The organism is Geodermatophilus sp. SYSU D01180, assembly GCF_054050415.1.
Genome location: NZ_JBJGZH010000002.1, coordinates 229730 through 250766, shown reverse-complemented (window position 1 = coordinate 250766; position 21037 = coordinate 229730). Strand labels below are relative to the sequence as shown.

21 protein-coding genes are annotated in these 21037 nt (G+C 77.7%); 11 read left to right on the top strand and 10 right to left on the bottom strand.

Features of this window, described 5'->3' with window-relative positions; all coding sequences use genetic code 11:
- Window positions 1–123: 123 nt before the first annotated feature.
- Window positions 124–1113, bottom strand: a complete 990-nt coding sequence (locus tag ACI8AA_RS03955; RefSeq protein WP_457043220.1) for an LLM class flavin-dependent oxidoreductase — start codon at window positions 1111–1113, stop codon at window positions 124–126.
- 122 nt (window positions 1114–1235) lie between these two features.
- Here ACI8AA_RS03955 and ACI8AA_RS03950 point away from each other — a divergent pair, with 122 nt between their 5' ends.
- The gene (locus ACI8AA_RS03950; RefSeq protein WP_457043219.1) at window positions 1236–1946 is read left to right on the top strand and encodes a hemerythrin domain-containing protein; all 711 of its coding nucleotides are present in this window, start codon (window positions 1236–1238) and stop codon (window positions 1944–1946) included.
- Here ACI8AA_RS03950 and ACI8AA_RS03945 read toward each other — a convergent pair.
- From ACI8AA_RS03945 to ACI8AA_RS03935, 3 genes are all read right to left on the bottom strand, one after another.
- Window positions 1943–5275 (bottom strand): BTAD domain-containing putative transcriptional regulator, encoded by a 3333-nt coding sequence (locus tag ACI8AA_RS03945; protein WP_457043218.1) that lies wholly within the window; start codon window positions 5273–5275, stop codon window positions 1943–1945. The two genes, ACI8AA_RS03950 and ACI8AA_RS03945, sit on opposite strands and share 4 nt — an antisense overlap.
- A 237-nt stretch (window positions 5276–5512) precedes the next feature.
- A complete protein-coding gene (mftD, locus tag ACI8AA_RS03940; RefSeq protein ID WP_457043217.1) occupies window positions 5513–6754 on the bottom strand; it encodes a pre-mycofactocin synthase MftD in 1242 nt (413 codons plus the stop codon).
- 168 nt (window positions 6755–6922) lie between these two features.
- Window positions 6923–7066: a hypothetical protein gene (locus tag ACI8AA_RS03935; protein WP_456939474.1), complete on the bottom strand. Its 144-nt coding sequence runs from the start codon at window positions 7064–7066 to the stop codon at window positions 6923–6925.
- 193 nt (window positions 7067–7259) lie between these two features.
- Here ACI8AA_RS03935 and ACI8AA_RS03930 point away from each other — a divergent pair, with 193 nt between their 5' ends.
- The 4 genes from ACI8AA_RS03930 to ACI8AA_RS03915 all read left to right on the top strand — a co-directional run bounded on the left by ACI8AA_RS03930 (window position 7260) and on the right by ACI8AA_RS03915 (window position 10437).
- The gene (locus tag ACI8AA_RS03930) at window positions 7260–7760 is read left to right on the top strand and encodes a winged helix-turn-helix transcriptional regulator (RefSeq protein ID WP_457043216.1); all 501 of its coding nucleotides are present in this window, start codon (window positions 7260–7262) and stop codon (window positions 7758–7760) included.
- A 112-nt stretch (window positions 7761–7872) separates the two neighbouring features.
- Window positions 7873–8520, top strand: a complete 648-nt coding sequence (locus ACI8AA_RS03925) for a dienelactone hydrolase family protein (RefSeq protein ID WP_457043215.1) — start codon at window positions 7873–7875, stop codon at window positions 8518–8520.
- A complete protein-coding gene (locus ACI8AA_RS03920) occupies window positions 8517–9629 on the top strand; it encodes a CaiB/BaiF CoA transferase family protein (RefSeq protein WP_457043214.1) in 1113 nt (370 codons plus the stop codon). Before ACI8AA_RS03925 ends, ACI8AA_RS03920 begins: the two co-directional genes overlap by 4 nt.
- 43 nt (window positions 9630–9672) lie before the next feature.
- Window positions 9673–10437, top strand: a complete 765-nt coding sequence (locus ACI8AA_RS03915; RefSeq protein WP_457043213.1) for a crotonase/enoyl-CoA hydratase family protein — start codon at window positions 9673–9675, stop codon at window positions 10435–10437.
- On the opposite strand, the gene ACI8AA_RS03910 is transcribed toward ACI8AA_RS03915, so the two are convergent.
- The 3 genes from ACI8AA_RS03910 to ACI8AA_RS03900 all read right to left on the bottom strand — a co-directional run bounded on the left by ACI8AA_RS03910 (window position 10434) and on the right by ACI8AA_RS03900 (window position 13663).
- Window positions 10434–11534: a LacI family DNA-binding transcriptional regulator gene (locus ACI8AA_RS03910; RefSeq protein ID WP_457043212.1), complete on the bottom strand. Its 1101-nt coding sequence runs from the start codon at window positions 11532–11534 to the stop codon at window positions 10434–10436. The genes ACI8AA_RS03915 and ACI8AA_RS03910 overlap by 4 nt on opposite strands.
- A 57-nt stretch (window positions 11535–11591) precedes the next feature.
- A complete protein-coding gene (locus ACI8AA_RS03905) occupies window positions 11592–11954 on the bottom strand; it encodes an STAS domain-containing protein (protein ID WP_457043211.1) in 363 nt (120 codons plus the stop codon).
- A gap of 122 nt (window positions 11955–12076) precedes the next feature.
- Window positions 12077–13663 (bottom strand): LCP family protein, encoded by a 1587-nt coding sequence (locus ACI8AA_RS03900; protein WP_457043210.1) that lies wholly within the window; start codon window positions 13661–13663, stop codon window positions 12077–12079.
- A gap of 126 nt (window positions 13664–13789) precedes the next feature.
- Between ACI8AA_RS03900 and ACI8AA_RS03895 the strand changes: the two genes are divergently transcribed.
- The 5 genes from ACI8AA_RS03895 (at window position 13790) to ACI8AA_RS03875 (ending at window position 18129) form a co-directional block, all read left to right on the top strand.
- On the top strand, window positions 13790–15148 hold the full coding sequence (locus ACI8AA_RS03895) for an MFS transporter (RefSeq protein WP_457043209.1): 1359 nt from the start codon (window positions 13790–13792) through the stop codon (window positions 15146–15148).
- A 36-nt stretch (window positions 15149–15184) separates the two neighbouring features.
- Window positions 15185–16327, top strand: coding sequence for a thiolase family protein (locus ACI8AA_RS03890; RefSeq protein ID WP_457043208.1), 1143 nt, complete (start codon window positions 15185–15187; stop codon window positions 16325–16327).
- A gap of 124 nt (window positions 16328–16451) precedes the next feature.
- A complete protein-coding gene (locus ACI8AA_RS03885; RefSeq protein ID WP_457043207.1) occupies window positions 16452–17261 on the top strand; it encodes an acyl-CoA thioesterase in 810 nt (269 codons plus the stop codon).
- A gap of 91 nt (window positions 17262–17352) precedes the next feature.
- On the top strand, window positions 17353–17952 hold the full coding sequence (locus ACI8AA_RS03880) for a YceI family protein (RefSeq protein ID WP_457043206.1): 600 nt from the start codon (window positions 17353–17355) through the stop codon (window positions 17950–17952).
- A 36-nt stretch (window positions 17953–17988) separates the two neighbouring features.
- Window positions 17989–18129, top strand: a complete 141-nt coding sequence (locus ACI8AA_RS03875; RefSeq protein ID WP_457043205.1) for a hypothetical protein — start codon at window positions 17989–17991, stop codon at window positions 18127–18129.
- 213 nt (window positions 18130–18342) lie between these two features.
- Here the strand turns inward: ACI8AA_RS03875 and ACI8AA_RS03870 are convergent, their stop codons facing one another.
- Genes ACI8AA_RS03870 through ACI8AA_RS03860 form a run of 3 tightly spaced genes read right to left on the bottom strand, consistent with a single transcriptional unit; the run spans window position 18343 to window position 20481 of the window.
- Window positions 18343–18894 carry a dihydrofolate reductase family protein gene (locus ACI8AA_RS03870; protein WP_457043204.1) on the bottom strand — a complete coding sequence of 184 codons (552 nt, stop codon included), beginning with the start codon at window positions 18892–18894 and terminating at the stop codon, window positions 18343–18345.
- On the bottom strand, window positions 18891–19817 hold the full coding sequence (locus ACI8AA_RS03865; RefSeq protein ID WP_457043203.1) for a helix-turn-helix domain-containing protein: 927 nt from the start codon (window positions 19815–19817) through the stop codon (window positions 18891–18893). Before ACI8AA_RS03865 ends, ACI8AA_RS03870 begins: the two co-directional genes overlap by 4 nt.
- 52 nt (window positions 19818–19869) lie before the next feature.
- Window positions 19870–20481: a TetR/AcrR family transcriptional regulator gene (locus ACI8AA_RS03860; protein ID WP_457043202.1), complete on the bottom strand. Its 612-nt coding sequence runs from the start codon at window positions 20479–20481 to the stop codon at window positions 19870–19872.
- A 59-nt stretch (window positions 20482–20540) separates the two neighbouring features.
- Here ACI8AA_RS03860 and ACI8AA_RS03855 point away from each other — a divergent pair, with 59 nt between their 5' ends.
- The gene (locus ACI8AA_RS03855; RefSeq protein WP_457043201.1) at window positions 20541–20948 is read left to right on the top strand and encodes a RidA family protein; all 408 of its coding nucleotides are present in this window, start codon (window positions 20541–20543) and stop codon (window positions 20946–20948) included.
- Window positions 20949–21037 lie beyond the last annotated feature (89 nt).

Below are 21037 nucleotides of genomic sequence, written 5' to 3'. Positions count from 1 at the left end.
CGACCCAGCACCCCGCCCCCCCCCCCCCCCCCCCCCCCCCCCCCCCCCCCCCCCCCCCCCCCCCCCCCCCCCCCCCCCCCCCCCCCCCCCCCCCCCCCCCCCCCCCCCCCCCCCCCGCCCGGGCTACGCGGCGACGGACTCCATGGCCTCGGCGGTCAGCGTCACCGAGCGCAGCCGGGCCTCGGTGCCGGGCGCCTGGTGGGCGACGATCAGCTCGTCGGCGTCGGCGAGCCGGGCGAAGTCGGTGAGCCGCTCGCGGACCTCGGCCGGGGTGCCGGCGGCGGTGTGGGTGAGCATCGAGTCCACGTGCCGGCCAGCGCCCGAGGACAGCAGCAGCTCGGCGGCGTCGTCGTCGAGGTCGCGGCCCTGGCCGAACAGGCCGACGGCGAGCCGGCGGCGGGTGGCCTGCAGCATCTCCTGCGCCGCCGCGGTGGTGTCGGCCGCGATGGCGTTCACCCCGGCGATCACGTACGGGGCGTCGAGCTGCGCGGAGGGGCGGAAGTCGCGGCGGTACGCGGCCACCGCGGACTCCAGCAGCTGGGGCGCGAAGTGCGAGGCGAAGGCGTAGGGCAGGCCGAGCGCGGCGGCCAGGCCGGCGCCGAACATCGACGACCCGAGGACGTACAGCGGCACGTCCGACCCGCGGCCCGGGACCGCCTGCACGCCGCGCACCCGCGACTCGCCGGTCAGGTAGCCCTGTAGCTCGAGCACGTCCTGGGGGAAGCGCTCGGCGGAGGCGGCGTCGCGGCGCAGGGCGTACATGGTGTTCTGGTCCGAGCCGGGCGCGCGGCCCAGGCCCAGGTCGATGCGCCCGGGGTACATCGCCTCGAGCGTGCCGAACTGCTCGGCGATGGTGAGCGGCGAGTGGTTGGGCAGCATGACGCCGCCGGCGCCGAGCCGGATGGTGGAGGTGTGCGCGCCGACGTGCGCGATGAGCACGCTGGTGGCCGACGACGCGATCGCCGGCATGTTGTGGTGCTCGGCGTACCAGACCCGGCGGTAGCCGGCCTCCTCCGCCCGCTGCGCCAGCGCGACGCTCGCGGCGATGCTGCTGCCGTAGGTCTCCCCGGGGGCGACGGGGGCGAGGTCGAGCACGGACAGCGGGATGCGCACGGGGGTCCTCCTGGGGGACGGGTGTTCGTTGCCCGCTGCAACGCACGGCGGTCCCGGGGGCTTCCGTCGCGGCGGTAGTCGGACGCAAGTCACCGGCAACCGGGCCGGGCGACGGTGGCGCCGTGACCGCGACCGCACCGCTGCCGTTCCCCGTCACACCCCGCCGGCCCGGCGACCCCGAGGCCGACGTCACCCGCCTGGCGCTGGCGCACCGCGCGCTGCGCGGCGGCTGCCGGCTGCTGGCCGGTGTCACCGCGGAGGCCGCCGCCGGGGCGGTGTGGCCGGCGGAGCGGCGGCGGGCGGTCGTCGCCTTCGGCCGGGGTGTGCTGCGTGAGGTGCGCGCGCACACCGCGCGGGAGGACGCCGTCCTGTGGCCGGTGGTCGCCGCCTCGGCCGGGACGCACGCCGCCGACCTCGAGCCGCTCGCCGAGGACCACGCCGTGCTGCGGGCGGTGCTGGACCGGGCCGACGCGGCGCTGACCGCCTTCGCCCCCGACGCCACCGCCGCCCCCCATGCCGCGGCGCCGCTGGCCGACGTGCTCGCCGAGTTGGCCGACGCCCTCGACGAGCACGTCGAGGAGGAGGAGCGCGAGGTGTTCCCGGTGATCCGCCGGTGCGTGTCGGCGCGCGACCTGGGCCGCTACGAGGGCGTCTGCGCGCGCGGCTCGGGGCCCCGGTCCGCGGCGTTCGCGCTGCCGTGGCTCGCCGACGCCTGCCGCACCCCGGGCGAGCGCGCCGGGCTGCTCGGCGGTACGTCCCTGCCGCTGCGGGTGCTGCTGCGCGCGGCCGGGCCGGGCTGGCGCCGCCGCCGCGACCTCGTCGTCGGCGGTTAGCGAGGTCGGCCGGGCGCGGCGTGTGCCGCGGCGATCCAGCCGGGGTGCCCGGTGCGCTCGGCGACGGCGATCGCCACCTCGCGGTGCGCAGAGGCCGCCGCGGTGTCGCCCCGCGCGGCGGCCAGCCGGGCCAGCAGGGTCGCCGTCGGGCCGAAGGCCATCGAGGCGGTGCTCGTCCCGCACACGGTGTCCCGGTGCGGGGTCAGCTCCGCCTCCGCCTCGGCCGTCCGCTCGGCGTCGCCGAGGGCCAGGCCCACCTCGCCGCGGACGTACTCGAAGAACGGGGTGAACAGGTCGCGCTCGGCCCGCCGGCGGGGCGGGCCGAGGGCGCGTGCCTCGTCGGCCCGGCCGGCCAGCACCAGCGTCAGCGCCCAGCCCTCCCCGCTGATGTCCGGGGACAGCGGCACCAGCTCGGCCAGCTCCTCGGGCGCCACCGGCCGCGCGTCCAGGCCGGACAGCTGCAGCCCGAGCTGGGCCATCAGCCGCAGCGACCGGGCCACCGCCGGGTAGTAGCCGGCCGAGACGACGACCTCCTCGGCCGCGTCGTAGGCGGCCTCCGCCTCGGCGACCCGGCCGGCGACGGCGGCGCGCATGCCCGCGTACCAGCGGGCGATGCCGTTGAGCAGCGGCAGCCCGTAGGTGGCGGCCAGCCGCTCGGCCTCCGCGGCGTGCACGTCGGCGGCGTCGAGGTCGAGCACCGCGCAGGTGTCCTGCAGCAGCATCAGCCGCGCCACGGCCTCGAACACGCCCCAGTCCTCGCCGCGGGCCAGCTGGAGCAGCTCGGTGCCCAGCGCGAGGGCCTCGCTGCGGTCGACGTCGCGCATCGCGTGGAAGTGCCGCGCGGCCAGGGCGTGCGCGAGCGCGTGCGGGTCGCCGCTGGCCCGCGCCTCGGCCAGCGCGCCGGCGGAGGCGCCGGCCGCGCGCTCGTCGTGGCGCTCCTCGAGCTCGGTGGCCAGCAGCGCCAGCAGCCGGGCGCGCTGCGCGCTGCCGCGCGGCAGGCCGTCGATCGCCCGCTCGGTGCGGGCCACGAACCGGTCGTCGACCGGGTCGACCCACGCGTTCCAGAAGGTCGGCACGTCGGAGGACAGCAGCACCCCGGCGGTCAGCTCGGCCGGCGCGTCCTCGGGCAGGACCGCCAGCGCCTGCGAGCGCAGCGCGCGGGCCTCGCCGACCGCGCCCGCCCGCGCCGACGCGTGCGCCTGCGCGCCGAGCAGCCAGGCCAGGCCGACGGCGTCGCCCGGCGAGGCCCGCCGGTGCGCCTCGACCGCGCGCCCCCACATGACGGCGGCGTCGGCGTGCGCGAACCGCCGCCCGGCGAGCTCGGCGGCCGCCCGCGCCCAGCGCGCGGCCGCGGCGGCGGAGCCGGGTCCCGCGGCGGCGGCGTGGTGGGCGAGCGCGGTGACGTCGTCCGGGCGCAGCCGCTCGAGGACGGCGGTCACCCGGCCGTGCAGCCGGGTCCGGCGCAGCGAGGACAGGTCCTCGTAGAGGGTGTCGCGCACCAGGGCGTGCACGAAGCGCAGCCGGCCGGGGCCGGGTTCCACCAGCAGGCCGCTGACCAGCGCGGTCTCCAGCGCCTCGACCAGCGCCTCCTCGTCCTCGTCGCCGCCGGCCGGCGCCGCGGCGGCGAGCAGCACCTCGACGTCGACGTCGCGGCCGATGACCGCGGCCAGCCGCAGCAGCGTGCCGGTGCGCGCGGGCAGGCCGGCCAGCCGGTGACGGACGACGTCGCGGACGGTGCCGGGGACCGCGTCGACGTCGGCGCCGGCGTCGACCAGCCGCAGCAGCTCCCGGACGTAGAACGGGTTGCCGTCGGCGCGGGCGGTGATCGCGGCGCGGGTGCGGCGGTCGACGGGGGTGAGCGCCCAGTCCTCGACCAGCTCGTCGACGGCGGCGGCGTCCAGCCCGCGCAGCGCCAGCCCGACCGGGGAGCGGCGGGCGAGCGCGGCGAGCACGTCGGCCAGCCCGGCGCTCTCCTCCGGGCGGTGGCCGGCGACGACGAGCACGCGGGACCCGGCCAGCGCGGGCAGCAGGTCGACCAGCAGCGCCGTGGTCTCCCGGTCGGCGCGGTGCAGGTCGTCGACGGTCACCAGCAGCGGCGCCCGCGCGGCGACGGCGGCCAGCCAGCCGGCGACGGCGCGGTGCAGCCGGAACCGGCTGCCGGTCGGGTCTCCGGGCACGGCGGGGGCGTCGTCGGTGAGCAGCGCGGCGAGCGCCGCCGGGTCGGCGGGCGGGTGCTCGGCGGCGAGCGCGCGCAGCGCCGCGGCCCACGGCCAGCCGGGCGGGGCGCCGTCGGTCTCCGGGCAGGACACCGCCAGCGTGGTCCAGCCGCGGCCGGCGTACTCGGCGCGCAGGTGGTCGAGGACGGTGGTCTTGCCGCTGCCGGCCTCGCCGGCGAGCAGGGCGACCTCGACCTGGCCGGCGGCCGCCCGCCCGGCCGCGGCGGACAGCGCGGCCAGCTCGGCGTCGCGGCCGACCGGGCGGGGCGCGTCCGGCGCCGGGGCGGCCGGAGCCGGAGCCGGGGACGGGGCCCGGGCCGGCGCGGGTTCGGGTCCGGGGGCCGGGCGGCCGACCGGTGGGGCCGGCCGGCGGGCCGGCAGGAGCGAGGGGGACTGGGCGAGGACGGCCTCCTCCAGCGCCCGCAGCTCCGGGCCGGGGTCGACGCCGAGCTCGTCGGCCAGCCGGGTGCGGACCTCGCGGAGCGCGGCCAGCGCCTCGCCCTGCCGCCCGGCGCGGTAGAGGCCGAGGGCGAGCAGGCGCCAACCCTCCTCGCGCAGCGGGTGCTCGGCGACGTGCGCGCGCAGCTGCGGGAGCGGGTCCCGCCCGCCGGGGGCGTCGAGGGCGACGGCGGCCCGGCGCTCGACCGCGGTCAGCCGCAGCTCGTCCAGCCGCGCGGCCTCGGGGCCGGCCCAGGGCTCGTCGCGGTACTCGGCGTAGGCGGGGCCGCGCCACAGGTCGATCGCGGCCGTGTACCGGTTCCGCGCCTCGGCCGGGTCGGTGGCGGCCAGCCGGTCGCCCTCGTCGAGCAGCCGCACCGCCTCGAGCACGTCCACGGCGTCGCCGGCCGGGCGCAGCGCGTAGCCCGGCGGCACGGTGACCAGCAGCCGCGCGGGCGTGCGGGGGGCGCGGCCGGGCTCCAGCACCCGCCGCAGGTGGCTGACGTGGGCCTGCAGCGTCCCCAGCGCGTCGGCGGGGGAGGCGCCGCGCCACAGGTCGGCGACCAGCACCTCGGCGGGGACCACGTGCCCGCCGGCGACCAGCAGCCGGGCGACGACCGAGCGCTGCCGCCGGCCGCCCAGGTCCAGCGGCTCGCCGTCGCGCACGGCGCCCACGTCACCCAGCACCCGGAACCCGACGGTTCCGGCACCCCCGCTCCCCATAGCGGCGCGAGCATATGGCGCGCGGGCCCGATCGCCGAGGGTTCGGGGGAGGTTCCACCGGAAGCGGTCACGGCCAGGTCACGTGGCGTGTCGTCCTGTCCCGGGGGCCGCCGACCAGCGGCTCGCGAGCCGCCAGGGCGCCCGAGCCGCCCCGGCCGGGGTCCCTGTCCGGGACCCCGGCCGGCGGGTTCAGGCGCTGCGGGCGCGGCGGGGGCGGGTGGGCACGGCCTCGACCGGGGCGTCGGCGCCCTCGACGCCGAGGCGCCGCTCGAAGCCGGGCGGGACGACGAGGTCGTCGCGGGACAGGTCGGCGGCGGACTCCCGCGCCAGGCCGGTGAGCGCGCAGCCCAGGCCGTCGCGCAGCAGGTCGAGCACGTTCTCGACGCCGGCCTGCCCGTTGGCGGCCAGGCCCCACAGGTAGGCGCGGCCGATCATGACCGCCTTGGCGCCCAGGGCCAGGGACTTGGCGACGTCGGAGCCGCGGCGGATGCCGCCGTCGAGCAGCACCTCCACCTGGTCGCCGACCGCCTCGGCGATCGCCGGCAGCGCGCGGATCGACGCCGGGGTGCCGTCGAGGTTGTTGCCGCCGTGGTTGGAGACGGAGATCGCGGTGACGCCGGCGTCCACGGCGCGCTTGGCGTCGTCGACGCGCATGACGCCCTTGAGCATGAACGGCCGGTCGGACCCCCACAGCTCGCGCAGCCAGGCGACGTCCTCCCAGGTCGGCATGGGGGACTGCATCCAGGCGCCGTAGGCGCCGAAGAACGTCGGTGGGGTCTCGGCGGGGTCACCGACCATGTTGGGGACGCTGAGGTCGGGCAGCTTCCGGGTCTTGGCGAACTCCCACAGCCAGCGCGGCCTGAGCGCGACCTGCGGGGCGTAACGGCGGACCGCCTCGAGGTCGATCTTCTCCGGGATGAACGGGCTGCCCCAGTCCCGGCCGTAGGAGAACGACCAGTCGAGGGTGGCGATGAGCCCGGCTGCACCGGCCCGGCGGGCGCGCTCGACCTTGGCGGCCATGGTGTCGCGGTCGCCGACCCAGTAGAGCTGGAAGAAGGTCTTGGGGTTGGCGGCGATGACCTCCTCCATCGGCTTGCTGGCCATCGACGACAGGCCCATCGCCACGTTGCGGGCGGCGGCGGCCCGGGCGACGGCGACCTCGCCGTCGGGGTGCACGGCCTGCACGCCGGTGGGGCTGATCAGCACCGGCATCGACACGTCCTGGCCCATGACGGTGGTGGCCAGGTCGCGCGTGTTCGACAGGCCGGCGGTGTGCGGGGCGAAGCCGAGCTCGTCGAAGGCGCGCAGGTTGTCGTCGACGGTCAGGCCCTTCTCCGACCCGGCGACGAGCGCGCCGTACACGCCCTTCGGCAGCCGCCGCCTCGCCCGCCGCTGGGCCTCGGCCACGGTCTCGAACCAGGGGTTGGCCACGTCGTCTCCGTCCGGTCGGTCCCCGGGACCGACCCCCGGTGGCACTCAGTGCCACCCTAGCGTCCCGGAGGTGGCGCAGGGCACACCCCGGAGACGGAGCAGCCCCGCGGCCGGGGGGCCACGGGGCTGTCGTCGGGGGGGTGCCGGCGGGCGGCGCGGGTGCCGCGGTCAGAAGCGGGCGGCCACGGCGGCGATCTCGTGCGCCGACTCGAGGGTCGGGGCGGCGGCGAGGGCGCGCTGCAGCTCGCGCTCGTCGCGACGGCGGGCGCGGGTGCTGCGGGCGGAGGCAAGGGCGGTGCGCAGGCGGGTCATCTCGGTTCCTCCTCGGGGCGGGGTGCCACCGGTCGATCCACGGCGGCGGCCACCTCCGGTCGTCACCGGCGGGCCCGTACAGGTGGGCGCCGGTTCCTGTGATCGGCGTCTCGACCTGCTGGGTCTGCATCTCCAACCATCCTCTCCGGCACACGGTTCGTCAAGCGAACCCAGGGTGACCTACGCTGCACCCGTGACGGCCGACACACCTCCCGACGGGTACGACCGGGCGCGCTGCTCCGTCGCCGGCACCCTCGCCGTGGTGGGGGAGAAGTGGAGCCTGCTGGTGCTGCGCGAGGCGTTCCTCGGCGTGCGCCGCTTCGCCGACCTGCAGCGCGCGCTCGGGGCGCCAAAGGCGGTGCTCACCGACCGGCTCAACTCGCTGGTCGCCCAGGACCTGCTCGCCCGCGTCCCGTACCAGGAGGAGGGCGCGCGGCAGCGGCACGAGTACCGGCTCACCGAGCGCGGCCGCGACCTCTACCCGGCGCTGGTGGCGCTGATGCAGTGGGGCGACCGGTGGCTCGCGGAGGACGGCGTCCCGCCGCTGGCGCTCACCCACCGGGACTGCGGCGCGCCGGTGGCGCTCGGGCTGCGCTGCGCCGCGGGCCACGAGGTCGGCGGCCCGCGCGAGGTGACCGCCACCCCGGTGCGCCGCGATCGGGCCGGTGAGACGGCCGACACACCCGCGGGCTAGCGTCGGCGGCGCCTGCGCTGCCGCTGCGACCCGGGAGGCCTCCCTGCCCACCATCGTCATCCCCGGTGCCGCGAGCGCCCCGGAGCTGTCCGCCCACCTCGCCGTGCCGCCGGTGGGGGAGGGGCCGTGGTCCGGCGTCGTGGTCGTGCACGAGGTCTTCGGGCTCACCGACGACGTCCGCCAGCACGCCGACCGGCTGGCCGCCGCCGGCTACCTCGCCGTCGCGCCCGACCTGTTCACCGCCGGCGGCGCCGTGCGCTGCCTGCGCTCGACGTTCCGGTCGCTGAGCCGGGGCGAGGGCCCGGCCTTCGGCGACCTCGAGGCGGCCCGCCGGCTCCTCGCCGACCGCGACGACTGCACCGGCCGGATCGGCGTCCTCGGGTTCTGCATGGGCGGCCAGTTCGCGCTGCTCGGCGCCACCCGCGGCTTCGACGTCGCCGCGCCCAACTACGGCCCGCTGCCGGAGGACGCCGAGCAGGTGCTCAAGGGCGCCTGCCCGGTGGTCGCCAGCTTCGGCGGCCGCGACCGGGCGCTGCGCGGCGCGGCCGGCCGGCTGGACCGGGTGCTCACCGACCTCGGGGTCGAGCACGACGTGCGCGAGTACCCGGACGCCGGGCACTCATTCCTCAACCGGCACAACGCCGGGCCGTTCACGGCGCTGGAGAAGGTGCTCGGCGTCGGCTACCACGGCCCCTCGGCCGAGGACGCCTGGGCGCGCATCCTGCGCTTCCTGGACCGGCACCTGCGGGCCGCGGCGTGAGCGCGGGCACGAGCGGGCCGCTGGCCGGGCTGCGGGTGGTCGAGCTCGGCGGGATCGGGCCCGGCCCGCACGCCGCGATGGTGCTGGCCGACCTCGGCGCCGACGTCGTCCGGGTGGAGCGGCCCTCCGGCGGCCTGTCGCTGGGCGGCGCCGCCCGCGACGTCGTCATGCGCGGCCGGCGCTCGCTCGGCGTCGACGTCAAGGCGCCCGAGGGGCGCGACCTCGTGCTCGGCCTGGCCGGGCACGCCGACGTGTTCCTCGACGTCTTCCGCCCCGGCGTCGCCGAGCGGCTGGGCCTCGGCCCCGACGGGTGCCTCGAGCGCAACCCCGGGCTGGTCTACGCGCGGATGACCGGCTGGGGCCAGGAGGGGCCGTGGGCCGACCGGGTCGGCCACGACGTCAACTACCTCGGGCTGACCGGCACGCTCGCCGCGCTCGGCCGGCCCGGGCAGGTGCCCCGGCCGCCGCTGAACCTGGTCGCCGACTACGGCGGCGGGTCGATGCTGGTCCTGGTCGGCATCCTCGCCGCGCTGCACGAGCGGTCCCGCTCGGGCCGCGGCCAGGTGGTCGACGCCGCGATGGTCGACGGCGTCGCGCTGATCTCCCAGATGCTGTGGTCGATGCGCGGCATGGGGCTGTGGTCGGACCGGCCGGGCACCAACGTCCTGGACGGCGGCGCTCCCTACTACGACGTCTACGCCTGCGCCGACGGCCGGTTCGTCGCCGTCGGCGCGCTGGAGCCGCAGTTCTACGCGGCGCTGCTGGAGGGGCTGGGGCTGGCCGGCGACGACCTGCCCGCGCAGACCGACCCGCGCGGCTGGCCGCGGCTGCGCGAGCTGTTCACCGCCGCCTTCGCCGCGCACCCGCGGGAGCACTGGGAGCGCGTCTTCGACGGCACCGACGCCTGCGTCACCCCGGTGCTCACGACGGAGGAGGCCGCCGCGCACCCGCACCTCGCCGCCCGCGGCACGCTCGTCGAGGTCGACGGCGTGCGGCAGGCCGCCCCCGCGCCGCGCTTCTCCCGCACCCCGGCCGGCCCCGCCGCGCCGGTGAGCCCCGGCCCGGCCGACGCCGCCGCCGTCCTGGAGGAGTGGTCGCGCCCCCGATGACGGGAGCGCAGGAGCCGCGGTGCGCCGCGGAGGAGGAGGGACAGTGACCGAGCCCGTGCTGGTGGAGCGCCGTGGCGCCGTCCAGGTCATCACGATCAACCGGCCGGAGGCGAAGAACGCGCTCGACGGTGCGGTGGCCCGCGGTGTCGCCGCGGCCGTCGACGCGCTGGACGCCGACGGCGACCTGCGCGCCGGGGTGCTCACCGGCGCCGGCGGGACGTTCTCCGCCGGCATGGACCTCAAGGCGTTCCTGCGCGGCGAGCGGCCGGCGATCGAGGGGCGCGGGCTGTGCGGGATCACCCAGACGCCGCCGCGCAAGCCGCTGGTCGCGGCCGTCGAGGGGTGGGCGCTGGCCGGCGGGTTCGAGCTGGTGCTGGCCTGCGACCTCGTCGTCGCCGGGGCCTCGGCGCGCTTCGGCGTGCCCGAGGTGACCCGCTCGCTGGTGGCCGCCGCCGGCGCCGCGCTGTTCCTCCCGCGGCGCATCCCGCAGGCGGTGGCGATGGAGATGCTGCTGACCGGGCAGCCGATCGACGCCGAGCGGGCGGCCGCGGTCGGGCTGGTCAACCGGGTGGTCGCCGAGGGCGGTGCGCTGGAGGCCGCCGTCGAGCTGGCCGGCGTCATCGCCGCCAACGGCCCGCTCGCGGTCGCCGCCACCAAGGAGATCGCCCGCGGCACCGCCGACTGGACCGCCGAGGAGGGCTGGGCGAGGCAGCAGGCGCTGATCGAGCCGGTGTTCTCCTCCGAGGACGCCCGCGAGGGCGCGACCGCGTTCGCCGAGCGCCGCGCGCCGGTCTGGCGCGGCCGCTAGCCGACCGGGCCGGTCGAGGTCCGCACCACCGGCTCCGCGGGCAGGGTGCGCGGCGGCGGGGCGGGCCGGCCGGCGAGCAGGTCCAGGAGGGCCTGCCCGGCCGCCCGCCCCTTCTCCCGGGTCGGCTGGCGCACGGTGGTCAGGCCGAGTCCGGCCGCCGTCGCCGCGTCGTCGAAGCCGGCGACCGACAGGTCCTCCGGCACGCGCAGCCCGCGCCGGGCCGCCGCGCGCAGGGCGCCCTCGGCCAGCCGGTCGCTCAGGCACAGCAGCGCCGTCGGCCGGGGGTCGGTGGCGAGGACGGCGTCGGCGCCGGCCTCCCCGACGGCGGGCGTGCTGTCCCCGCCGTGGAACACCGGGACGGCGGCCCAGTCCAGCCCGGCCCGCTCCGCGGCGTCGCGGTAGCCGGCCAGCCGGTCGCGGGTGACCGCGTAGGTGGCCGCCTCCTGGGTGGCGACGTCGACCAGCCCGGGCACGATCGGGTCGCCGTGCAGGCCGAAGGACACGACGGCGAGCCGCCGGTGGCCGAGGTCGAGCAGGTGCCCGGCGACGGCGGCCGCGGCGGCGCGGTCGTCGACGCCCACCCACGGCGTCGCCGGGGCGCCCAGGGCGGCCAGCCGGTCCGGGCGGGGCTGGTCGACGACGGCCAGCGGCAGGCCGCGGGCGATCGCCGCCGCGAGCAGCGGGTCCTCGTCGCCGACCGAGGAGACGACCAGCCCGTCGACGACGGCGTCGGTGACCGCGGCCAGGCGCCGGGCGGGGTCGGTCGAGCCGGGGACCAGCAGCAGTCCCGACCCCGCGGGCTCGGCGACCTCGGTGACCCCGGCCAGCAGCGCGACCGCCACCGGGTCGTCGAAGGCGTAGGACAGCCCGTTGTCGTAGGCGACGCCGATGGCGCCCACCCGGCCGCGGCGCAGGCCCGCGGCCAGCGGGTTGGGCCCGGGGTAGCCGAGCCGGCGGGCGGCGGCGAGCACCCGTTCCCGCAGGGCCGCGGAGAGCTGGTCGGGCCGGGAGAAGGCGTTGGACACCGTCTTCGTCGAGACGCCGACCTCGGCGGCCACGTCCCGCAGGGTCACCGGGCGGGCGCGGTCGGCGGGCACGCGGCCATTCTGCGAGGGCTCGCGGGGGCGCACCGTCCGCGGCCCGCCGTCCGGCGGTCAGCCCGGCGTCTCGGAGCGGCCGGACGGGGCGGGCGGGCGGTCGAAGTCGCCCTGCAGCCCGCTGAGCTGCAGGATGCGCTCCACGATCGGCGACGCGGCGCGCAGCAGCGGGCGCCGGCCGACGGCGTGGGACGCCTCGACGCACCGGGCCAGGACGCTGACGGCGGTCGAGCTGATGAAGGACACCCCGGCGGCGTCGATGACGTCGACCAGCAGCGGGGCCCGGCCCTGGCGCTCCTTGAACCGGACCGCGACCGCGGTGTCCACCTCGCCGCGCAGGCACAGCACCCGGCTGCCGTCCTCCTCCCGGACCGTGATCGACCCGGGGAGCGGCCGGACGTCCTCGGGGTGGACAGTCATCTCAGCCTCCTCGCCCGCTGACGCGTCGAGAGGAAGGTGCCGCGGGACCGCAGGATCGACCCGGTCCGTGCAGACGACGGTACGCGTCGGGTCGTCCTCTCGGTCGCCGTCGAGGGTGGGTCCTAGTTGATGCAGCCGGTGTCGGCGGCGGTGCGCGGCTCCTCGGTGGGCGCGGCGGTGTCGCCGGTGTCCGCGGGCGGGGTGGGGGCCTGGCCGATGCCGTTGAAGTCCGCGCCCAGGATCAACTGGACGGTGCCGGGGGTGGCGTCGTCGGCGACCTCGGGAACCGCTCCCGGGACCTGCGCGGCGAGCGTGGCCGCCAGCGCCTCGTCGCCGGGGGCGTGCCGGATCGTCGTCGTCCCGTGGTCGGTGCTGTCGGCGTTGCCGGTGCTGACCACCGGGAAGCCCGCGGCCTCCAGGTCGGCCGTGGCCTCCGCGGCGATCCCGGCGATCCCGGAGCCGTTGTAGACGGCGACCGAGACCTCCGACGGGTCGACCGTCGCCGGCGGCGCCGGGGCCTCCGACGCGGGCGCCTCGGGCTCGGCGGACAGGCCCGCGAAGAACGCCCGCAGCGTGGCCTCGTCGGCCAGCTCCACGATCGAGGCGCCGTCCTCGTTCTCGGCGTTCGGGTCGGCGACGGGGACGGTCTGGAACCGGATGTCCCCGGCCGTCACCGACTGCATCTGCTGGGCGAGGTCGAGCAGGTCGAGGTCCTCGTCGACGGTCAGCGACTCCGACGCCGCCCGGATCAGCTCCCGCTGCTTGCCGAGGTCCAGCAGCACGTCCTGGGACAGGATCTTGCGGAGCACCCCGCCGATGAAGACCTGCTGGCGGACGATGCGGTCCAGGTCGCCCCGGGGGAGGGCGGGGGAGCCGTCCGGGCGGACGCCGTGCCGCTGGCGGACGAACTTCAGCGCGTCGGCGCCGGAGATCGTCTGCTCCCCGGCGGGGAACACCGCGCCGGAGTACTGCGAGTCGTCGACGGCGTGGCAGAGGTTGACCTCGACGCCGCCGACGACGCTGGTGAGCTCGAAGAAGCCGAGCAGGTCGACCTCGGCGTAGTGGTCGATCCGCAGCCCCGACAGCTGGTTGATCGTCCGGATCAGCAGCTGGGCGCCGGCGGCCTGCTTCTCGCTCTCGGGCGCGGCGTCGTCGACCTCGGCGGCGCCGTAGGCGTAGGCGGCGTTGAGCTTGTCCGTCCCGTGCCCGGGGATCTCCACCCAGGAGTCGCGCGGGAAGGAGACGAACGACGCTCCCGACCCGTCGGCGGGGACGTGCACCAGGATCATCGTGTCGGTGTTCGTGCCGGAGTCGACGCCGGCGTTGAGCTCGGCGAGCTGCTCGGGGGTGAGGTCGGCCCGGCTGTCGTTGCCGACCAGCAGCAGGTTCACCGCCTCGGGCATGCCGCCGGACTCGGCGTTGCCGTCGGCCGGGATGGCGTCGGTGCGGTTGACCGTCGAGTCGGCCAGCCGGCCCAGGTACCAGCCCCACCCGCTCCCGGCCAGCACGACGACCGACACGACGGCGGCGACGACGCGGGCCGCGACGGCGCCCCCGGAGGAGCGGCGGCGCGGCGCCGGGTTCCCGCGGGCGCCGGCCCGGGCGGCACCGGGGGAGCGGTCGCGGGCGGGGCGGCCGGCGCGCGGGTCGAGCCGCGGGGGGATCGGCCGGCCGGCGGGGCCGCCGTGCTCGGGACGGTCTCGGCTCACGCGGCGCAGGTTAGGGGCGCACGGCGGTCCTGTGGGGCCCGCGACACGGGGCGGCCCCGCTTCCCCCGGGACGGGACGGCACCCCGTCGTGCTTCATCGATGAAGAAGCGGGGTACCCGCCCCGGCATGGCAGGTCCGGCAGCGGTCCCGACCCTGTGCGCGGTGCAGTTCGTCGACGTCCTCGGCACCACGCTGGTCGTCGCGGCGCTGCCCACGATGCTGGCCGACCTCGGCGCGCCGCCGTCGGCCGCCGCGCCGGTGGTGACCGTCTACGCCGTCCTGTTCGGGGCGCTGCTGATGCCGGCCGCGCGCCTGGGCGACCGGTTCGGCCACGCGCGGGTCCTGGGGGCCGGGCTGGCCGGCTTCGGCACGGCGTCGCTGCTGGCCGCGGTCGCCCCGTCGGCCGGGGTGCTGGTGGTGGCGCGCGGCGCCCTGGGGGCCGCGGCCGCGCTGTCCGTGCCGACCGCGCTGCGCCTGCTGACCGCCGCGACGGAGGAGGGGAGCGCGCGGCGGCGAGCGCTGGCCGCCTGGAGCGCGACCGGCGCGGCCGCCGGCGCCAGCGGGCTCGTGCTCGGCGGCGTGCTCACCGACCTGGCCGGCTGGCGGCTGCTGTTCTGGGTGCAGGTGCCGCTGGCCGCCCTGCTCCTGGCGGCGGTGCACCGCACGGCCCCGCCGACCCCGCGGCGGACCGGGGGAGCGCTCGACCTGCCCGGTGCCGCGGTGCTCACGGCCGCGGTGGCGGCGGTGGTGGCCGGCGCGTCGCTGCTCGAGGGCGGCGCGTCCCGGACCGCCGGCGTCGCGCTCCTCCTCGCCGGCCTCGCCGCCGCCGCGTGCCTGCCCGCGGTCGAGCGGCGCTCGCCGGACCCCCTGCTGCCGCGGGCCGCCGTCGGGCACCCCCGCCTGCGCCGCGGCGTGCTCGCCTCGGCGGCCAACACCGCCACCACCAGCTCGGCGGTCACCGTCGCCACGCTCCACCTGCAGGACGCCGGCGGCCTCGGCGCGACCGCCGCGGGGCTGGCGCTGGTGCCCTTCAGCCTGTGCGTCGTCGTCGGCGCGGGCCTGGCCGCGCGGGTGCTGCGGCGCACCTCGTCGCGCGCCACCGCCGCCGCGGGGCTGGCCGTCATCGCCGTCGGCGACGCGGCGCTGCTCGGCGCGGGCCGGGGCACCTGGGTGGTGTCGGCCGCGGTCGCCGTCGCGGGGCTGGGCATCGGGCTGTCCTCGGTGGCCGCCACGTCGCTGGGCACCGACGTCGGCCCGGAGCTGCAGGGGACGGCGGCCGGCGCGGTGAACACCGCCGCGCAGCTCGGCACCGCCCTCGGGGTGGCCGCCGTGCTGCTCGTCGTCCGGGCGTCGGCGGGGACGGGGCTGCCGCTGGCCGGCAGCGGGCTCGGCTGGGTCACCGCGGCGCTGCTCGCGGCCCTCGCGGCGGGGTTCCTCGCCCGCCGCCCGGCCCGTGCCGCCGAGCCGGCCGGGACCGCGGGTTAGTGTGCCGGGCACCACACCCGGTCGGAGGGAGCAGACATGCGTGACGCGGTGATCGTCGAGGCGGTGCGCACGCCCGTGGGCAAGCGCAACGGCGGGCTGTCCGGGGTGCACCCGGTCGACCTGTCCGCGCACGTCCTCACGTCGCTGGCCGAGCGGGCCGGCGTCGACCCGGCCGAGATCGAGGACGTCATCTGGGGCTGCGTGTCCCAGGTCGGGGAGCAGACCTTCGACATCGCCCGGACGGCGGCGCTGGCCGCGGGCTGGCCGGAGACGGTCACCGGCGTGACCGTCGACCGGCAGTGCGGCTCCTCGCAGCAGTCGGTGCACTTCGCCGCCGCGGGCCTGGTCTCGGGCCAGTACGACGTCGTCGTCGCCGGCGGCGTGGAGTCGATGTCGCGGGTGCCGATGGGCAGCGCGCGGCAGGACGCCAACCCGTTCGGGACGCGGTTCTCCGAGCGCTACGGCGGCGCGAAGATCAACCAGGGCCTGGGCGCGGAGACGATCGCCGAGCGGTGGGGCCTGTCGCGCCAGCGGTGCGACGAGTTCTCCGTCGCCTCCCACGAGAAGGCCGCCGCCGCCCGCGCCGAGGGCCGCTTCGACGCCCAGATCGCGCCGGTGACCACGCCCGACGGCACCGTCGTCAGCCAGGACGAGGGCATCCGCGAGTCGTCGGTGGAGAAGCTCGGCAGCCTCAAGACCGCGTTCAAGGAGGACGGCGTCATCACCGCCGGCAACTCCTCGCAGATCTCCGACGGCTCGGCCGCGCTGCTCATGACGACGTCGGAGAAGGCCGCCGAGCTCGGCCTGCGCCCGATCGCCCGGGTGCACACCGCGGTGCTCGCCGGCGCCGACCCGGTGGTCATGCTCACCGCGCCGATCCCGGCCACGCAGAAGGCGCTGGCGAAGTCGGGGCTGTCGATCGACGAGATCGGCGTCTTCGAGGTCAACGAGGCCTTCGCGCCGGTGCCGCTGGCGTGGCTGGCCGACCTCGGCGCCGACGAGAAGTCGCTCAACCCCAACGGCGGCGCCATCGCCCTCGGCCACCCGCTCGGCGGCTCGGGCGCGCGGATCATGACGACGCTGGTGCACCACATGCGGGACAACGGCATCCGCTACGGCCTGCAGACGATGTGCGAGGGCGGCGGCCAGGCCAACGCCACCATCCTCGAGCTGCTGTAACCGCCCTCCGGATCGGCCCCCGTGCAGGGGCCCGCCCCGACCGTGCGAGGGGTGGGGGGCACGGGGGTCCTTCCTCCGGGGCCGCCTCGCACGGCGGCTCCGGGCCCGGTTAGTTTCGCCGGTCGTGACCACGACCGCGGGAGAGCCGACCCTGCTCGACGTCCTGACGCTCGAGGAGATCGACCGGGACCTCTACCGCAGCACGCTGGTGTTCACCGACCCGTTCCCGCTCTACGGCGGGCAGGTCGCGGCGCAGGCACTGCTCGCCGCCGGCCGCACGGTGGCGCCCGACCGGCTGCCGCACTCGCTGCACGGCTACTTCCTCCGCAGCGGTGACGCCGCCCGGCCGACCGTCTTCCGCGTCGACCGCGACCGCGACGGCGGGTCGTTCTCCGCGCGCCGGGTGGTCGCGGTGCAGGGCGGCGAGGTGGTGCTGTCGATGTCGGCGTCGTTCCAGGCGCCCACCGCCGGGCCCGACGTCCAGGTGGCCGCGGCGCCGGCGGCCGAGGACCCCACGGAGTGCGAGCCGTTCGCGCTGCCCCGGCTGTTCACGATGGACGGCCGCCGCCCCTCCCAGCCGCACCCGGCCGCCTCCTGGCCCACCCGGTTCTGGTCGCGGTCCACCGTGGCGCTGCCCGACGACCCGCTGGTGCACGCCTGCGCGCTCACCTACCTGTCCGACATCGGCACCGGGCTGTCGGCGCTGCCCGAGGACGAGGCGGCGCCCGGCCCGACGCTGGACCACGCGGTGTGGTTCCACCGGGCGGCCCGGCTCGACGACTGGGTGCTCGTGGACCTGGTCCCGCACACGGTCTCCGGCGGGCGCGGCTGGTACACCGGCTCGGTGACCACCCGCGTCGGCGTCCTGGCCGCGAGTCTGACCCAGGAGACCCTGTTCCGGCCGGGCCGCAACCCGTTCCGCCCCGGCCGCTGAGGGCGTCCGCCGCCCGGTCCCGGAGCCCGGCGGTGGCACCGTCGGCGGGATCGGCGAGGATGGTGTGTCAGCGAGGGGGAAGGACGGACACGTGGCCAAGCACCGGGCAGCAGAGAGCGACCCCACCGACTTCGACGCGGCGACGGCCGCGCTGGCCGACGTCACGGGCGACTACACCATCGACGTGGCGCACACCCGGATCGGCATCCGGGCGCGGCACGCGATGGTGACGACCGTCCGCGGCTCGTTCACCGAGTTCGCCGGCGAGGCGCACCTCGACGTGCAGAAGCCCGGGGCCAGCAGCGTGACGATCCGGATCAGGACCGCGAGCATCGACACCGGCCAGGCCGACCGGGACGCGCACCTGCGCTCGCCGGACTTCCTCGACGTCGAGCGGTTCCCGGAGATGGTCTTCACCTCCACCGACGTCGAGCAGACCGACGACGACACCTACGAGGTGACCGGCGACCTCACCATCCGCGACGTCACCCGCCCGGTGACCGTCGAGTTCGCGATGACCGGCTCGGCGAAGGACCCGTTCGGCAACACCCGGGTCGGCTTCGAGGGCGCGCTGGCGATCAAGCGCAGCGAGTGGGGCCTGACCTGGAACACGGCGCTGGAGACGGGCGGGTGGCTCGTCAGCGACCGCATCCAGGTGGAGTTCGACGTCTCGGTGATCCGCACCGCCTGACCGCCGAGTCCGGCGGGCGCGCCCGGTCCTCCCTCCATGGCGCGCGTGCTGCCGGACACGGCGGTCTCCGTCGACGGCCTGGTGAGCGGTCCCGGCGGGGCCGACGTCGGGCTCCACGACTGGTTCCCCGCCCCGCCCGAAGGGAGCCGGCCGGTCGTCGAGGCGATGGTGGCTTAGACCGGCGCCATCCTCGTCGGCCGGGACGTCCACGGCGCCGCCGACGACGCGCGGGGCTGGGACGAGACGCCCTACGACGTGCCGCACGAGCGCGGCTGAGCCGGGCTGTCGGCAGGTCGGGACGTCGCCTCGTCGAGCTGTCCGGACGTCGAGGTGTCGGGACGTCGAGGTGTCGGGACGTCGAGGTGTCGAGCTGTCGACTTCCCGGGCGGGTCAGGAGCCGGGGCGGGCGACGTCGTAGCGCACGACGGCGAACTCGCCGTTCTGCGCGACCTCCCGGGTGATCAGCTCGACGTGCGCCGGCAGCAGCGGCATCCCGGCGCCCAGGGTGACCGGCGCGATCGAGACGACGACCTCGTCCAGCAGCCCCGCCCCGGCGAACTGCGCGGCCACCGGGCCGCCGCCGACCACCCAGACGTCGAGGTCGCCGGCCGCGGCGGTCATCTCCGCGTGCAGCGCGCGCAGCTCGTCGGGGGTGTCCGCGGCGGTGAAGCGGATGTCCGCGCCCTCGTACGGCGTCAGCTGCCGGTGGGTGAGCACCCACGCGGGCTGGTCGTAGCTCCAGGCGTCCGGGCCGCCGTGCTCGCGCACCCACTCGTACGTGGAGGCGCCCATGACCAGCGAGCCGACGGTCTTCTCGAACGCCTTGTAGCCCATCGCGCCCTCGTGGTCGGCCTCGCGGGTGAGCAGCCAGTCCAGCGAGTGGCCGGGGCCGGCGATGAAGCCGTCGAGGGTCGTGGCGGTGTAGTAGACGGTGCGGGTCATCGGTCCCTCCGGGAGAGCCACTCGATGGGGTCGCCGGCGTCGACCGCGACGCCGGCCTCGCGCAGCCAGTGCCGGGCGAGCAGCCGGCGGTGCGCGGAGAAGGTGAGGACGTGCGCGACGACGCTGCCGAGCACGAAGCTCTCCGGCGGCTCGCACAGCGCGTCGACCAGCCGGTCGCCCCAGGCGCCGCGGCGGGCCATCTCGCGGACGACGGCGAGCCAGCGCGGCGCGACGGCGTCGTGCCGGTCGATGAGCGCGGCCGGGTCGTCGGCGCCGCGGACGGGGTGCTCCCCGCCCTCGATCGAGGCCACCCAGACCTCCAGCGACCAGACGAGGGTGTCGAGGACGGCGGCCAGCGTCTCCTCGGCACCGTCCCAGGCGAGGACCGTGTGGCCCGGCGCCCGCACCCGGTGGTACTCCCCGTCGGGCAGGCCCTTGGCCAGCTCGAGCAGGGCGCGGGTGTCCTCGACGCCGTGGTGCACCAGCAGCGCGGTCACCTCGTCGCCGCCGCCGCGGCGTGCGGGCTCGTCGGCCACCCACAGCGACGCCGGCGGGTGGAAGTGGATGCCGTTGGGCGCGGGCAGCCAGTGCCCGTCCCGCGCGGCGCTGCCCGCGTGGGCGGAGCCCGGGCTGCGGCCGTAGGCGCGAACGAACGCCCGGCTGAACCCCTCGACCGACTCGTAGCCCGCGGCGAACGCGGCGTCGGTCACGCTCGCGCCCTGCCGCAGCTGCCAGGCCGCGCGCTCGAGCACCACCCGGCGGCGCAGCGCGACCGGGGACTCCCCGGCGCCGCCGGACACCTGCCGGCTGAAGTGGAACGGCGAGGCGTACGCGTCGCCGGCCATGTCGGACAGCGTGCGGTTCTCCTCGTCGAGGACGGCGTCGAGCAGTTCGCGGAGGCGGTCGCGGCCGGGCGGGGTCACGGGTCGAGTCTGGCGAGCCGGGCGGCCGCGTGGCCCGACCGTTCTTGCGCTGTCAGCCGCCCGACCAGGCCCGCTGCACCGAGGCCCGGCAGCGCGCGGGGTCGTCACCGGCGGCGGTGAGCAGGGCGACGGCCGTGTCCACGGCCTGCGGCGCGAGGACCTCGGCGGGCAGCACGCCCTGCACGACCAGCGACACCAGGCCGTGCCCCGCGGCCCAGTAGCGGGTGGCCAGGGCGAGCGGGTCCGTGCCCGCGGCCAGCCGGCCGTCGTCACGGGCGCGGGCGACGGCGTCCACCAGCCGCTGGAACGTCGCGTCGGCGGCCGCGGCGTCGGCCAGGCCGGCGCGGGCGTCGAACATCGCCCGGTACAGCTCCGGGGCGTCCAGCGCGTTGCGCGCGTAGGCCACCCCGAGCGCGGCCAGGTCGTGCACCGGGTCGGCGGTGCGGGCGACGGCGTCCAGCCGGTCCGCGAGCCGGGTGAAGCCCTCCTGCCGCACCGCGCGCCACAGCCCCGGCATGCCGCCGAAGTGCGTGTAGACGGCCATCGTCGAGGCGCCGGTGCCCTCGACCAGCGACCGCAGGGTCACCGGCTCCCGGCCGGCGAGCATCCGCGCCGCCCGCTCGACCAGCAGCCGGCGGACGGCCGGGTCGGGACGCCTCGGCACCCCGGAACTGTCGCATAGCGCCGTTATGTTCTGGCTCCCGCCACTCCCGAGGAGGAACCGTGACCGTCCAGCTGATCGACCCGCCCGGCCTGCCCGTCCCCGGCGTCTACCGGCAGATGGCCATCGCCACCGGCAGCCGCACCGTCTACCTGGCCGGCCAGGTCGCCCGCACCGCCGAGGGCGAGCCGGTCGGCCCGGGCGACCTCGCCGCGCAGACCGAGCAGGCGTTCCTCAACGTGGCCACCGCGCTGGAGGCCGCCGGCGGCACGTTCGACGACGTGGCCAAGCTCGTCCTCCACGTCGTCGACTGGAGCCCGGAGAAGCTGCCGGCGCTCGGCGAGGGCGTGGCCCGGGCGTCGGCCCGGCTCGGCCGCGACCTGACCCGGCCGGTCACCCTGCTCCCGGTGGCCGCGCTCGCGGAGCCGGACCTGCTGGTCGAGGTCGACGCCACCGCCGTCCTCGACTGACGGCCGCCACCGGCACCCGCGGGTGTCGGTGGGGCACGACCGGGTAGGGCAGCACGGCGCGGCCGGCCGGACGGCGGTCACGCCCCCGC